Source organism: Flavobacterium gelidicaeli (assembly GCF_013294005.1).
In the GTDB taxonomy this organism is placed as follows: domain Bacteria; phylum Bacteroidota; class Bacteroidia; order Flavobacteriales; family Flavobacteriaceae; genus Flavobacterium.
This window is the reverse complement of the sequence record NZ_JABSNK010000008.1, coordinates 25591-38520: the sequence shown is the minus strand read 5'-3', so window position 1 is coordinate 38520 and position 12930 is coordinate 25591. Positions and strand designations below refer to the sequence as shown.

Annotated in this window: 15 protein-coding genes; 3 read left to right on the top strand and 12 right to left on the bottom strand. The window is 34.9% G+C overall.

Annotated elements, in window-relative coordinates; all coding sequences use genetic code 11:
* Positions 1 to 5 precede the first annotated feature (5 nt).
* The 3 genes from HNP99_RS12580 to HNP99_RS12570 form a co-directional block, all read right to left on the bottom strand.
* Positions 6 to 668, bottom strand: a complete 663-nt coding sequence (locus tag HNP99_RS12580; RefSeq protein ID WP_173853850.1) for a tRNA1(Val) (adenine(37)-N6)-methyltransferase — start codon at positions 666 to 668, stop codon at positions 6 to 8.
* A 145-nt stretch (positions 669 to 813) separates the two neighbouring features.
* Positions 814 to 1338: a ribosome maturation factor RimM gene (gene rimM / locus HNP99_RS12575; RefSeq protein ID WP_173853736.1), complete on the bottom strand. Its 525-nt coding sequence runs from the start codon at positions 1336 to 1338 to the stop codon at positions 814 to 816.
* A 15-nt stretch (positions 1339 to 1353) separates the two neighbouring features.
* The gene (locus tag HNP99_RS12570; RefSeq protein WP_173853735.1) at positions 1354 to 1908 is read right to left on the bottom strand and encodes a 30S ribosomal protein S16; all 555 of its coding nucleotides are present in this window, start codon (positions 1906 to 1908) and stop codon (positions 1354 to 1356) included.
* 571 nt (positions 1909 to 2479) lie between these two features.
* Between HNP99_RS12570 and HNP99_RS12565 the strand changes: the two genes are divergently transcribed.
* A complete protein-coding gene (locus tag HNP99_RS12565; protein ID WP_173853734.1) occupies positions 2480 to 2839 on the top strand; it encodes an RNA recognition motif domain-containing protein in 360 nt (119 codons plus the stop codon).
* Positions 2840 to 2932: 93 nt separating this feature from the next.
* Here the strand turns inward: HNP99_RS12565 and HNP99_RS12560 are convergent, their stop codons facing one another.
* From HNP99_RS12560 to HNP99_RS12540, 5 genes are all read right to left on the bottom strand, one after another.
* Positions 2933 to 3565, bottom strand: a complete 633-nt coding sequence (locus HNP99_RS12560) for an SCO family protein (protein WP_173853733.1) — start codon at positions 3563 to 3565, stop codon at positions 2933 to 2935.
* Entirely contained in the window at positions 3552 to 4163 is a 612-nt protein-coding gene (locus HNP99_RS12555; protein WP_173853732.1) for a toxin-antitoxin system YwqK family antitoxin, read from the bottom strand. The genes HNP99_RS12560 and HNP99_RS12555 overlap by 14 nt, the downstream gene beginning before the upstream one ends.
* Before the next feature lie 10 nt (positions 4164 to 4173).
* Positions 4174 to 4938 (bottom strand): YHYH protein, encoded by a 765-nt coding sequence (locus HNP99_RS12550; protein ID WP_217424419.1) that lies wholly within the window; start codon positions 4936 to 4938, stop codon positions 4174 to 4176.
* 17 nt (positions 4939 to 4955) lie between these two features.
* Complete coding sequence (locus HNP99_RS12545) at positions 4956 to 5246, bottom strand: EF-hand domain-containing protein (protein WP_173853731.1); 291 nt, start codon at positions 5244 to 5246, stop codon at positions 4956 to 4958.
* 414 nt (positions 5247 to 5660) lie between these two features.
* The gene (locus HNP99_RS12540) at positions 5661 to 7061 is read right to left on the bottom strand and encodes a CotH kinase family protein (RefSeq protein WP_173853730.1); all 1401 of its coding nucleotides are present in this window, start codon (positions 7059 to 7061) and stop codon (positions 5661 to 5663) included.
* Between the two features lie 185 nt (positions 7062 to 7246).
* On the opposite strand from HNP99_RS12540, the gene HNP99_RS12535 reads away from it, so the two are divergent.
* Together HNP99_RS12535 and HNP99_RS12530 are read left to right on the top strand one after the other, a co-directional pair.
* Complete coding sequence (locus tag HNP99_RS12535; RefSeq protein WP_173853729.1) at positions 7247 to 8263, top strand: sensor histidine kinase; 1017 nt, start codon at positions 7247 to 7249, stop codon at positions 8261 to 8263.
* A complete protein-coding gene (locus HNP99_RS12530) occupies positions 8256 to 8930 on the top strand; it encodes a LytR/AlgR family response regulator transcription factor (protein WP_173853728.1) in 675 nt (224 codons plus the stop codon). The genes HNP99_RS12535 and HNP99_RS12530 overlap by 8 nt, the downstream gene beginning before the upstream one ends.
* A gap of 81 nt (positions 8931 to 9011) precedes the next feature.
* On the opposite strand, the gene leuB is transcribed toward HNP99_RS12530, so the two are convergent.
* The 4 genes from leuB to leuD all read right to left on the bottom strand — a co-directional run bounded on the left by leuB (position 9012) and on the right by leuD (position 12887).
* Positions 9012 to 10073, bottom strand: coding sequence for a 3-isopropylmalate dehydrogenase (gene leuB, locus HNP99_RS12525; protein ID WP_173839337.1), 1062 nt, complete (start codon positions 10071 to 10073; stop codon positions 9012 to 9014).
* Between the two features lie 107 nt (positions 10074 to 10180).
* Positions 10181 to 11698: an alpha-isopropylmalate synthase regulatory domain-containing protein gene (locus HNP99_RS12520; RefSeq protein ID WP_173853727.1), complete on the bottom strand. Its 1518-nt coding sequence runs from the start codon at positions 11696 to 11698 to the stop codon at positions 10181 to 10183.
* 40 nt (positions 11699 to 11738) lie between these two features.
* Complete coding sequence (locus HNP99_RS12515; RefSeq protein WP_173853726.1) at positions 11739 to 12248, bottom strand: GNAT family N-acetyltransferase; 510 nt, start codon at positions 12246 to 12248, stop codon at positions 11739 to 11741.
* Positions 12249 to 12290: 42 nt separating this feature from the next.
* Complete coding sequence (gene leuD / locus HNP99_RS12510; RefSeq protein ID WP_173839334.1) at positions 12291 to 12887, bottom strand: 3-isopropylmalate dehydratase small subunit; 597 nt, start codon at positions 12885 to 12887, stop codon at positions 12291 to 12293.
* Positions 12888 to 12930 lie beyond the last annotated feature (43 nt).

Genomic DNA, 12930 nt, shown 5'->3' with positions numbered 1-12930 from the left:
AATGCTTACATCTTTAAATAAAAATCCTTTGTCAAAGCAATGTATTCGGGAGTATAATTGTGTCGGCTAATTTCTATAGTTAATTCATCAACAGGGATATCAGTAATTTTATTTCGACTAAAAGCGAGTAAACTACGTTTGATTTCGCTTGTAGGAGTGCCTTTAACACGGGTGATTTTTACAGGATATAATTCTGCTTCAACAGCTAGAGCTATAAATTGCTCTTCCTCTTTGAAGGGAATAATGGTCGAAAAAATTCCGTCGTCAGACAAGAACATTGCGGTAGCTTCAATTAAATCTTCAAAAGGCATGGCGTCTTGAAAACGAGCTAAATCACGTTGCTCATTATCCGTTTTGTAATCTTCAGAATAAAATGGGGGATTGGAAACAATCAAATCATATTCGTCTTCAGGCTCTTCGATAAATTCATCTAGACCTGCGTGAAAACAAAATAAACGATCACTCCAAGGAGAGTTTTCAAAATTCTCTACTGCTTGTTCGTAGGCTTGTTCGTCGATTTCTAAAGCGTCAATTTGCTCGGCATTAGTTCTTTGTGCTAACATTAAAGCAATTATACCTGTTCCTGCGCCAATATCTAGTACGCTAAATGGGTTATTGGTAATGGGAGTCCAAGCGCCAAGTAAAACACCATCGGTACCTATTTTCATAGCACAACGATCTTGGTCTATAGTAAATTTTTTGAATGAAAATTTAGACAAAACAAATATTTTATAAATTAAACCAATAAGGAATTAAGAGGGGAAAGGAAAAAATTTAATGAACCTTAATTTCTTAATGGTTCAAAAAATCACTTTAAAGATACATTTCGACTAAACCTTCTGGCAAGTCCATGATTACTTTTTTATTTTCTCTGTCAATTTTGATAAGGAAATGGTCAATCATTGGGATAAACATTTCCACTCCATCTTGAATAACTTCAAATAAAGGTTGGGCAGTGGTATCGTTTACGGATTGGATTTCTCCAATAATCCCTAATCTTTTATCCTCGATTTCAAAACCAATCACTTCGTGAAAATAGAATTTGTTACCGGTAAGTTTTGGTAACATTTTTAACGGAAGATAGAGATCGTTGCCTAAAAGGGCATCTGCTTCTTCTTCGTTATTGACATCTTCAAAGCGTACGCGAAGAAAGTCGTTTTTATGTAGTGAGCTACTTTCAATAAAAAAAGGAACCAAGTGTTTGTTGCATTCAACAAACACTGATTCCAGATTTTCGTACAACTCAGGTTCGTCCGTGTCTAAATAAGCCAAGACTTCGCCTTTGAAGCTGAATTTTTTGGCGATTTTACCTAAATAGAAACAATCTTCTTTACGCATCTTCGCTTTTTAAATTTATGCTTGAGTTTCTTCGTTGTTTTCTTCAGCAGCAGGAGCTTCTTCAGTAGATGCTTCAACTTCTTCAGCAACTGGGTTTGCAGCAGCAATAGCATCAGCTTCTGCTTGTGCAGCAGTAGCTAAACGTTTTGCGTTTACATCTTGTTCTGCTTTGAAAGCTTTTGCTTTAACATCAGCTTGCGCTTTTGATAAACCATCTTTTTTAGCATCAACAGTTCCGTTTTTTGCATCTAACCAAGCAGTTAATTTTGCATCAGCTTGCTCTTGAGTTAGGGCACCTTTACGGATACCACCTTCAAGGTGATGTTTCAATAACGCTCCTTTGTAAGAAAGAATAGCTTTTGCAGTATCAGTTGGTTGTGCACCATTGTTTAACCATCTTACTGCACTATCAAGGTTTAAGTCGATAGTTGCTGGGTTTGTATTTGGATTGTAAGTACCTATTTTCTCTAAGTATTTACCATCTCTTTTTGAGCGTGCATCTGCAGCTACAACCCAGTAAAAAGGTTTTCCTTTTTTACCGTGTCTTTGTAATCTAATTTTTACTGACATAATCTATATGATTAAATTTTGAGGTACTCGACCTCGATTAATTAAGGGAGCAAAGATACTCTTTTTATTTGAAAATGCTAACGGCTATTTGTTATTTTAAACTCGAATTATTTTTAAATATAAAAGTTAGTTTATTGAATTGTAATAACCTCATTTATATGGTGTTTACTGATTTTAACATTGTAGTTATTTTAAAAAAAAATGAACTACTTTTAAATGCAAGTATTAGCTAGTTTTACTAGCGGCTGTATTTGTGAATTTATTATTGTTTTTTTTGTAACTTCAAATGGTATAGAAGTAGTCTGCTTTTTAAAATGATTTTTTGCTATCAGAAAAGTAATATTTCTTCATTTTAATGCTTTTTTTAGAACTTTATTGATGAGTTTCGTATAAAGTTAACAAGAGTTAAAGTGATGAATAGATTTGTTTTAGGGCTTGGTTTGTCTATTTAATGGTTTCTTTTGAAACTTAATTTGGTTTTAAATCAAAATAAAAGCATAAATATGCTAATTTATAGTTGATTAGAAAAAAATAAGAGTACATTTGTTGCAATTATTATAAATAAGTACATATGAATATTTTTGTTGGAAGCCTTCCATTCAGTATTGAGGAAGCAGATTTAAGAGAGTCTTTCGAGGCTTACGGAGCAGTAGATTCAGTTAAAATTATCACGGATAAATTTACAGGAAGAAGTAAAGGATTTGGTTTTGTTGAGATGCCAAATGATGACGATGCTCAAAAAGCTATTGACGAATTGAACGGAGCGACTGTTCAAGGACGTGCAATTGTGGTTAACAAATCTGAACCAAAACCAGAAGGAGAAAGAAGAAGTTTTAATAACAACCGTGGAGGAGACTCTCGTGGTGGTTATGGTGGTGGAAACAGCCGTGGTGGAGAAAACCGTGGTGGTGGAAACAGAGGAGGATATTAATATTCTTTTTTACAACTATAAAAAAAGGGGACAATGTAAATTGTCCCCTTTTTTGTTTTTAAACCTGTCTGGTTCTGGTTTTTTAAATGTAGCTTATTCTTTTTCTAAGAGCTTAAGATCCTCTTTTAAAGACAGCATGCTCGATGGGTCTAAGCTATTGTAGATTCCTCTGATAATTCTATTTTTATCTATTAAAACAAAATTCTCTGTATGTAAGAAGATGGAAACATCTTTGTTTTCGCCTAAGTCTTCTTCGACAAAGTAAAATTTCCTTCCTAAATTATAAATCTCTTCTTTCTCGCCTGTGAGTAGTTTCCATCTATTATAACTTACATCATTCTTTTGTGCGTATTTGGCCAGCACGGATACACTATCTTGTTCTGGAGTAACTGAGTGTGAAACAAGTAATACCTTATCATCTTTTATAAAGTCCTTTTGTAAGTCGTTCATACTTTTTGCCATCTTAGGACAAATTCCGGGACAAGAGGTAAAGAAAAAATCGACCACGCAAATTTTGCCTTTGATATTCTCTGCAGTAAATGGTTTGCCTTCTTGATCGATTAAATTAAAATCCCTTATCGAATGAAAAGTACCATCAGTAGGTAATTCCCATACTGGAGTAAAGTCGGAGGTGTTGTAGTAGGGCAGTTTTCTAGTTTCCTCTTTTTTGTGGCAAGAAATAAAAACTGTCGCAACCAATAGCAGATATAGTTTATTTATTTTCATTTGTAGGTAATTTTAATTTTCCGTCTAAAAGGGTGTAGCACAAATTAGATTTTTGTAATCCATAACGATGGCCGTCTTTTGCTTGATAGTTAATGTAGGGCTTTCCGTTTTCACGCCACGCTTTTTGCATGCCATCCTCAGTATCATTTTTAAATATCAAAAACGAATATTTTCCGCCAGACTCATACCATTGTTTTTGCAATCCTTCGCGCTTATCATTGTTATAAACAAAATCATATTTTAGATTGCCGTTACTCCAATATCCATAGTGCCTACCATAAGATTTTCCTGCTTTGTAGCTCCTACTATCTTTAAGCTTTCCGTTTGGGAAGTAGGTTAGTGAGGCGCCTTCTTGTTTTCCTTTGTAGTAACTAAATACATCTTTTATTTGATCATTCTCATACATTTGCTTGATGTATCCCGAGTAAACAGTATCGCTTAAATAAACAATGCCGTTATCTAATTTTAAGTCTTTATTAGTAGACAAAATAGTGTCTATAGGAATCATAGTAGTGTTAACAACAAAAGAGGATGGTATTACGACCTCCTCCTTTGCTGATTTATTGTAACAAGATGAGCAGGTTACAATAAGTATCAAACTAACAATTTTAAGAAGTAAATGTTCCTTTTGTTCCATAATAACTTCCTGCTTTTAAGATATAAAATCCCGAATTTAAATAATTTACATTCGAACAATGGTAGTGGTAAATTCCATTAGGATATTCCGTCGTTGCTCCTGTATGTCCTCCATTTTCATCTAAGTCAGATGGGTAGGTTCCATTAGTATCTTGACGACCATATATAGGGAAGCCATCTCTTAACCAACCTATTAGTTTAGCGTCGTCCTTTGACGTGAAATCGCCATTAAAGTGATAGTGATATAATCCTCCTGGACCACTGTGTGCTCCAGCTCTGTCAAAAGTAGTAATCGTATTAGCATCTACAGGTACGTTACCACCTTCACGATCATTGTAAATTGCTACTCCGTTTAATGCCATACCAATAGGTCCTAGCGAGGTCGCTTCTTTAGTAGTTGCTGCAGCTGGATTGATAGGAATAGTCATGACAAATACTTGTGACTGTAAGCTACCTGGAGTTAATGTTTGTCCTTCTGTTTGCTCTTCATAAAGACTGTTTCCCACTCCCCAATAAGGAGTTACGTGATCAGGAGTACCGTTTGATTTCATTGTTACTGACGTACCATCAGAAGATAAAGTAACTCCTGCTTTGTAATTAGTGCTAAACACGGTAGGTACTGTTGCAGTCGAAGCTTCTTCTGTACTATCCTCAGATGAGGAACTGCTACATGATAAAATACTAAGAGCAGTTAATAGAGTTATACTAATTTTCATGTTTTTACTTACTGAATTCATATTGGTTTATTTAAAAATTATCTTCCTCCCTCAGGACCTTTTCTTTCTGGTTTTGGTGCTTTTTTCAATTCTTCGAGAGTTAAATAACCATCTTTATCTGTGTCAATTTTCTCGAAATCATCTTTGATTGGTCCTTTTACCTCCTTTTTTGATAATTTTCCATCTTTGTCAGCGTCCATCTTTTTTATTAATTCTGCTGCTGTAGGTTGTTTTTTACCATCATGGCCTTGAGGTGGTTGTGCATAACTTGAAGTAGTTGCTAAAAGTACTATCGCTCCTAAAGTTAATTTTACTATTGTGTTTTTCATGATATTTTGATTTTGTGATTGTTACTGAGTACAAATATGCAGTAATAATTGAAGTGCTATTTTTGTATTCAGTGAATGAAGAATACTATTCAGTGAATAGGATAGTATGCTAAATAATATATTGTTTAAAATACCTGTTTTATTCTTTTAAGGAGGTTCCAGCTACTTTTATATGTTTTATTTTAATAGTGGTAGTCGTATTTTGGTTGGCGACAAAAGGAATGCTTTTCGAATAAAATTGCATTTGAAAAGTAAGGTAGTTATAAAACAAAAAAGACGAAGGTGAATATCCTTCGTCTTTAATTTTATTAATGCACTATACTATTAATCGAATGTCGTAACAATGAAGTAGCTTCAAAACGCAAATAGTCATTAATCATTTAGCGCTGAAGAAATCAGGTCACTCGGTCTTTTTTATTTTAAATAACTGTTCACAGCAGTAGTACGAGCAGTAACATGAGTACTTAACGCATCTATTGCTGTTTGAAATTCAGCAGTGCTTTTTAAGAAAGTATATCCTTTAACCTCTTTGATTGCATACGGTTTCACAAGTGCTCCATAACTCGCGTAGGTAGCTTTCATGGTAGTTTCATTAAAAGCATTATTAATGACACTTTTTACATACATATCATACTTCGCTTTATAGGTTGCATCATTATATAAATACCCAATCAATGGCCATGACGTAGTGCTTAAGCCTGAGAAATTTAGAGCATATGAACCGCCTTGATTCCCTGTTTGCAATGCTTCATTATTATCCCATGGTATCCATGATAGCTTTTTGGTATCTGGATTATTATATAAAAAATAATTATGTGTCATTCTTCCGTACGTATCCCAATTTTGAATTACCGTATTGACAGCTAAATACTTTAAAAAGGTATCCGTATCAAAAACAGATTCTAGGTTCGTTCTCCAAGCCGCAGCATCGGTGGTTCTAGTACTAGCATGTAAAGCCGTGAATAAATTTTGAATATCACTGTAATCTGCAGCGTCTTCATTTGTTTTCTTTACAAATACATCCTTTGTAAAAGTTCCGTCAGCAAAACTAGCTCCGGTACCGTCTGGCTTGTATAAATTACCGTCGTTATTTGAAAATTCATCGATCAACGTATCATCTACCTCCTCAACCAAGGTATACACACCAAAATAAGTTGGTCCGTCACCATGATCTACATAAACTTCATAAATAGCAGCATGCGAGCTTACTAAACCGGAAGCTCTAAAAATATCTGTTGCCACTTTTTCACGTAGCATCGATTTGTCATTATAATTGTTTTTTAGACTTAATTTTTTAAAACCATAAAAACGCTGATTATCTATTTGAGGATAGGTTTCTTCGTATTCATCAAAATCTAATTTGAAAGATAATTTCAAGTTTCCGCTAGACCAAGTGGACTGTAAACTGGAATTTCCTTTAAAACGAACACCCACACGGTACCATTCTTTTCCGTTATAAAAAACTTCTGCAGGAACCATTATCGGATCTTCGTCTGATGAAGTAAGACCAGGACCACCTGAACTCGCGCCAAATGTGCCGTATGTAGCGGTCATGTCTGCAAGCATTTTTTTCCAGCGTGTACTCGTTATAACAATGTCTAATCTTTTTACAGTATTGTCTGCAAATACTTCTTCAAAATTAGGGTCTGCTTTTTTACTGTGGGTTTCTGTGGTCCAATCAGGAGTTTCAAAAACGGTGTCATCTACTTCAACTGCAACTTCATCGACCTCGTCAATGCTAGAGTTCTCTTTTGAACAAGATGTGATTATAAACAGTTGAAGCGTTGCTAAAATCAGAATGTTTAATTTTTTCATAATTGTTTTTTAATGTTGCTGTTGCTTGCAAATTTGAACAAATTATAAAAGTGTATTATTTTTTTTCAGTGAATACAGAGAAGTAATCTGTGAATCGCAGTTGGCATTCTGCAAACAATCGTTTTAAAGAGGTAAAAAGCGGTGTTTTCAAGATTTGATTACTTTTTATTTTATTTATTTGTACTATGAATAAAATTACACGCGTTATCTTTCAACTCATATTGTGGTTGTTAGTTTTGATTATTATTGGTTTAAACCAAAAAGACATCACTCAATTTTTATTGCAAAATCTATTGGCTTATTCATGCCAAGCAATTCTTATTGTAGCACTTATTTATGTGTTGGCTCCCAATTTCCTTTTCAAAAAAAAGTATGTACAATTTGTGCTGTATTCAGTAATTTTAGTAATTGCTGCTGCTTTTATTTCTTCAATGATGATAAGGCCTCATATGGGGTCAGGGATGCCGCCACCGCCTGCAAGAGGGGATAAGATGCTGCCAAGTCCTATTTTTATAAATTTGCTTTTAATCACTGTTTCCTATGTTTTTGCTACGTTCTTAGAAACATTTGCATTTGCTCAAAAAAAAGAGGAAGATTTGGTAATCAGTAAATCAGAAATGATGGAGAACGAACTTAAATTTTTGAAATCGCAGATCAATCCACATTTTCTATTTAACTCTTTAAACAATATTTATTCGCTATCAATGATCGATTCAGAAAAGGCGCAACAAAGTATTTTATACTTGTCAGATATGTTGCGTTATGTTTTATACGATTGTGAAAAGCCTGCGATTGCAATAGAAAAAGAGGTGACTTATATAGAAGACTTCATTCAACTGTTCTTATTAAAGAGTAGTAAAAAATACCCTGTTACGACTTCATTTACAATCGAAGATCCTAAGTTGCAAATAGCTCCCATGCTTTTAATTCCTTTTGTTGAGAATGCGTTTAAACACAGTAATATACAGAACATTGACGAATCATTTATTGCTATTACGATTCATTCAACAGCAAGTTCTGTTTTATTTTCGATCGAAAACACTTTTAAGAAAGGACCTATAGTTAAAGATAGCGTAGGAGGGATTGGGATTCCAAATGTAAAAAAGAGACTTTTATTGCTTTATCCAGAAGCACATTCGCTAGAGATTACTGAAAATAGTAATACCTTTAAAGTGGAATTAAAAATGGATCTGAATGTATAAATGTGTTATAATCGATGATGAAGAGCTGGCAAGGGAGCTTTTAAAAAACTACGTTAGTAAAGTTGACTTTCTAGAAGTTGTGGGTTCGTTTGAAAATCCGTTAGAGGCGATCTCAATTTTACAAAAGGAGACTGTTCATATTGTTTTTCTGGACATCCAAATGCCAGAAATCAAGGGAACCGACTTTGCTAAATTGATTCCGTCTTCAACTAAAATTATTTTTACTACAGCATATTCAGAGTACGCTTTAGAAGGATTTGAATTGAATGCTATTGATTATTTATTAAAGCCAATTGCTTTTCAACGCTTTTTGCAAGCAGTTCAGAAAATTAAAGGTGAACAAGCTCAAGTCAGCGCTAATGATACACTTACAATTAAATCTGGATACGATTTTTTTAAAGTAAAACTGGACGACATTACCCACATAGAAAGTGATAGCGAGTATGTAAACTTCTATAGCAACGGCAAAAAGATTATGAGTTATCAGTCATTAAAATCTCTAGAAAAAACGCTTGATCCCAATCAATTTATACGCGTGCACCGCTCTTACATTGTAAATAAGAATAAGGTAACGGGTTTGAAGGGCAGAGACTTACTATTATCAGACCTAATTATTCCTGTGAGCGATAGTTACTATGATAAAGTCAAGCAAGATTTGTTTTCGTAAATCTCAAAATAAAAAAAAGCGATCTCTCGACCGCTTTTTTCAACTATTATAACAATTTTAATATAACCTTCAAAATTAAAATTACAGATTAGCTACTAACCAATCTCCTACATCGCTTGTTTTATAAGCTGTAGCTCCTTTGACAACCAAATCTTCGGTAACAATTCCTTGTTCTAGAGATTTGTTTACTACTGCTCTAATTGCTGCAGCTTCTTCAGTTAAACCAAAGGCATCTTCAAACATCATTGCTGCTGATAAAACAGTCGCTAACGGATTTGCAATATTCAAACCTGTGGCTTGTGGGTAGGAACCGTGAATAGGTTCGTATAACGAAGTGTGCTCACCTACAGAAGCTGAAGGCATTAAGCCCATTGATCCTGAAATTACCGATGCTTCGTCAGTTAAAATATCTCCAAACAAATTCTCTGTAATTAATACATCATATGAGTTTGGCCATTGAACTAATCGCATCGCCACAGCATCTACAAACTCGTAGCTTACTGTTACCTCAGGGTAGTCTTTTTCCATTGCTTGCACTGTTTCTCTCCACAATCTTGATGTTTCAAGTACGTTAGCTTTATCAACACAACATAATTTTTTAGAACGTGTCATTGCTAGTTCAAAACCTTTTTTGGCTAAACGCTGTACTTCTGCTCTTGTGTAAACACAATTATCAAAGGCCGTTTCTCCTCCATCTCTTCTTCCTTTTTCTCCAAAGTATATTCCTCCGGTTAGTTCTCTTAAGAAAACCAAATCAGTTCCCTCAATACGTTCTCTTTTTAAAGGTGAATTGTCAATTAAAGAAGGAAAAGTAAAAGTAGGTCGCACATTTGCAAACAAGCCTAATTTTTTACGCATCAATAATAATCCTTGCTCAGGACGAACCTTGGCTGTTGGGTCATTATCATATTTAGGGTGACCTATAGCGCCAAAAAGTACCGCATCTGCAGCCATACAAATTTCATGTGTTTCATCAGGATAAGGAACGCCCACCGCATCAATAGCGCAAGCTCCTGTAAGTGCCGCAGTCCAAGTGATTTCATGATTGAATTTTTTTGCAATTGCATCCGAAACTTTTACCGCTTCATTGATTACTTCTGGTCCTATTCCGTCTCCGGCTAAAAGTGCTATATTTAATTTCATATGTATTTGTTTTTTGTTTCAATTCTTAAAAGTATCTAAGTTACCAAACTTCAGTCGCAATTTCGAAAAGCTTAGAAGCTCAGATTCTTTGTAGCTTAGCTACTTCTTTAAACTACATTCAACATTTTTTGCGTTGCTACTATTGCCGCAACTGTTTGATCAGAATCTAATCCTCGTGTTTTGAATTCTTTTCCGTTGTTTGTCCAGGTAATTACGGTTTCGCATAAGGCATCAGAGCTACTTCCTGGTGGAATACGTACTGCGTAATCGATTAATTTAGGTAATTCTAAGTTCTTGCTTTTATAGATTTTGCCTAAGGCATTCATAAAAGCATCAAATTGTCCGTCACCTTGTGCGTGTTCTTCAATTAATTCACCGTCGATTCGTAGTGACAACGTTGTTGAAGGACGCATTCCTTTAGCGTGTGATAATATGTAAGACTCCACAATTATTTTTTCTTCGAATACTTTACTGTGTAGAACATCAGAGATAATGTATGGCAGGTCTTCCTTTGTTACGGTTTCTTTTTTATCGCCTAGTTCGATAATACGCTGTGTAACTAATTTTATATCTTCTTGATTTAATTTTAGTCCTAACTCTTGTAAGTTCTTTTCAATATTTGCCTTTCCAGATGTTTTCCCTAAAGCATATTGCCTTTTTCTTCCAAAACGTTCTGGTAGCAAGTCATTAAAATACAAGTTGTTTTTATTATCACCATCAGCATGAATTCCAGCAGTTTGTGTAAAAACATTGTCGCCCACAATGGGTTTGTTAGCAGGAATACGATATCCTGTAAAAGCTTCTACTAGCTTACTCACTTTGTATAACGAAGGCTCTTTTACATTGATTTCGATCTCAGGCATGAAATCATTGATAACAGCAACGGTGCTTTCAAGCGGCGCGTTTCCAGCGCGTTCTCCCATTCCGTTTACAGTAACATGTAAACCATGAACACCTGCTTTAAGTGCTTCCATTACGTTAGCAATGCTTAAATCATAATCATTATGAGCATGAAAGTCAAAATGAATGTTGGGGTATCTAGCGGTAATTTTAGATAAGTATTCAAAAGTATGTTCGGGTATAAGTACACCTAATGTATCGGGAAGTAATACCCTTTTTACAGGCTGTGTAGCTATAAAATCTAAATACTGAAATACATATTCAGGGGAGTTGCGCATACCGTTACTCCAATCTTCAAGATAAACATTTGTTTCAATATTGTTTTCCTGTGCTAGACTTATCGTTTTTGCAATTTCAGAAAAATGCTGTTCGGGAGTTTTTTTTAATTGATGTGTCAGGTGATTTAAAGAACCCTTAGTCAATAAGTTTTGAACTTTAGCGCCACTTTTTTTCATCCATTCGATAGAAAGACCTCCGTCAACAAAAGTCAAAACTTCGATTCGATTAGTATATCCTTTTTCTTGTGCCCATGACATGATGCCTTTTACCCCTTGAAATTCTCCTTCACTTACTCGTGCCGATGCAATTTCGATGCGGTCTACATTCAATTCTTCTAATAGTAATTGGGCAATGGTTAGTTTTTCTGCAGCAGAAAAAGACACTCCTGAGGTTTGTTCCCCATCACGAAGTGTCGTGTCCATTATTTCAATCTTTCTTTTCTCCATTATCTTATTTCTAAACAAATAGTTTTGAACTATTGTGCGGCTAGTATTCTACTTTTATTTGGAATAAACTCAATGTTATCCCTTCGTAATGCTTTGGTAATCCCTTATATTCTGGAGTGATTACTCCTAGAAAATCAAAGCCACATTTTTGGTAATACCCTATTAATTCTTCATTATCTCCCCAAGTATCCATGCGTAAATAGTGTAGTTTCTTTTCTTTGGCAAAAGCCAATCCCCAAGTCACTATTCTTTTTACCAAGTGTTGTCCTTTGAATTTTGGGTGCGTTACAATTCGATGAAAATATACCGCAGCATCTGCATTTTTTTCTTTCCAAATACTCTCGTCTTGGAATGTGATGGCAAAAACGCAAGCAACTTCATCATCAATAATAATTTTCCACTGCCTGTTTTCTGTTATTTCGTTAAGAACCATTTTGCGGTCAAAACCCATCCAGTGTTTGTTGAACTTGGTTTTTTGATAGGCTACAGCCAAATCATAAAATTCAAAAATGCAGTCTATATCAGCGACGCTACTTGGTTCTATTTTCATCGAAATCACTACTGCTTTTAACGGATAATTAAATTGAAATGTTTAGATCAATTGCTTTTCAGCAAAAGTTACGATGTCTTCTTTGATGTTTTGCAAGTAATCAATATCGTCAAAACCGTTAACCATATTGTTCTTTTTATATCCGTTGATGTCAAAAGATTCTTTTTCACCAGTCACTTTTAGTGTAATTGTTTGCTCTGGTAAATTGATTTCAAGCTCGGTGTTTGGATCTGCATCTATAGCTTTAAAAATAGAAGCAGCAAATTCTGGGCTTACTTGAACGGGTAAAACACCAATATTCAAACAGTTTCCTTTAAAGATGTCAGCAAAGAAAGAAGAAACTACAGCACGGAAACCGTAATCGTAAACCGCCCAAGCAGCGTGCTCACGAGAAGAACCAGAACCGAAGTTTTTTCCTCCCACAAGAATTTTTCCAGAGTAGGTTGGGTTGTTTAAAACGAAATCAGCTTTTGGAGTATCGTCTCCATTGTATCTCCAGTCTCTAAAAAGATTATCACCAAAACCTACACGCTCAGTCGCTTTCAAGAAACGAGCTGGGATTATTTGGTCTGTATCTACATTTTCTATTGGTAGTGGCACTGCACTACTAGTAAGTATATTGAATTTATCGTATGCCATTTTTATATTGCTTTTGGCAGTCAGCTTTGAGCCATGGGCTTTG

Coding starts and splice junctions, on each gene's coding strand:
- HNP99_RS12580 (WP_173853850.1), bottom strand. CDS start 668: ATGAAAATAGGTACCGATGGTGTTTTACTTGGCGCTTGGACTCCCATT.
- rimM (WP_173853736.1), bottom strand. CDS start 1,338: ATGCGTAAAGAAGATTGTTTCTATTTAGGTAAAATCGCCAAAAAATTC.
- HNP99_RS12570 (WP_173853735.1), bottom strand. CDS start 1,908: ATGTCAGTAAAAATTAGATTACAAAGACACGGTAAAAAAGGAAAACCT.
- HNP99_RS12565 (WP_173853734.1), top strand. CDS start 2,480: ATGAATATTTTTGTTGGAAGCCTTCCATTCAGTATTGAGGAAGCAGAT.
- HNP99_RS12560 (WP_173853733.1), bottom strand. CDS start 3,565: ATGAAAATAAATAAACTATATCTGCTATTGGTTGCGACAGTTTTTATT.
- HNP99_RS12550 (WP_217424419.1), bottom strand. CDS start 4,938: ATGAATTCAGTAAGTAAAAACATGAAAATTAGTATAACTCTATTAACT.
- HNP99_RS12545 (WP_173853731.1), bottom strand. CDS start 5,246: ATGAAAAACACAATAGTAAAATTAACTTTAGGAGCGATAGTACTTTTA.
- HNP99_RS12540 (WP_173853730.1), bottom strand. CDS start 7,061: ATGAAAAAATTAAACATTCTGATTTTAGCAACGCTTCAACTGTTTATA.
- HNP99_RS12535 (WP_173853729.1), top strand. CDS start 7,247: ATGAATAAAATTACACGCGTTATCTTTCAACTCATATTGTGGTTGTTA.
- HNP99_RS12530 (WP_173853728.1), top strand. CDS start 8,256: ATGTATAAATGTGTTATAATCGATGATGAAGAGCTGGCAAGGGAGCTT.
- leuB (WP_173839337.1), bottom strand. CDS start 10,073: ATGAAATTAAATATAGCACTTTTAGCCGGAGACGGAATAGGACCAGAA.
- HNP99_RS12520 (WP_173853727.1), bottom strand. CDS start 11,698: ATGGAGAAAAGAAAGATTGAAATAATGGACACGACACTTCGTGATGGG.
- HNP99_RS12515 (WP_173853726.1), bottom strand. CDS start 12,248: ATGAAAATAGAACCAAGTAGCGTCGCTGATATAGACTGCATTTTTGAA.
- leuD (WP_173839334.1), bottom strand. CDS start 12,887: ATGGCATACGATAAATTCAATATACTTACTAGTAGTGCAGTGCCACTA.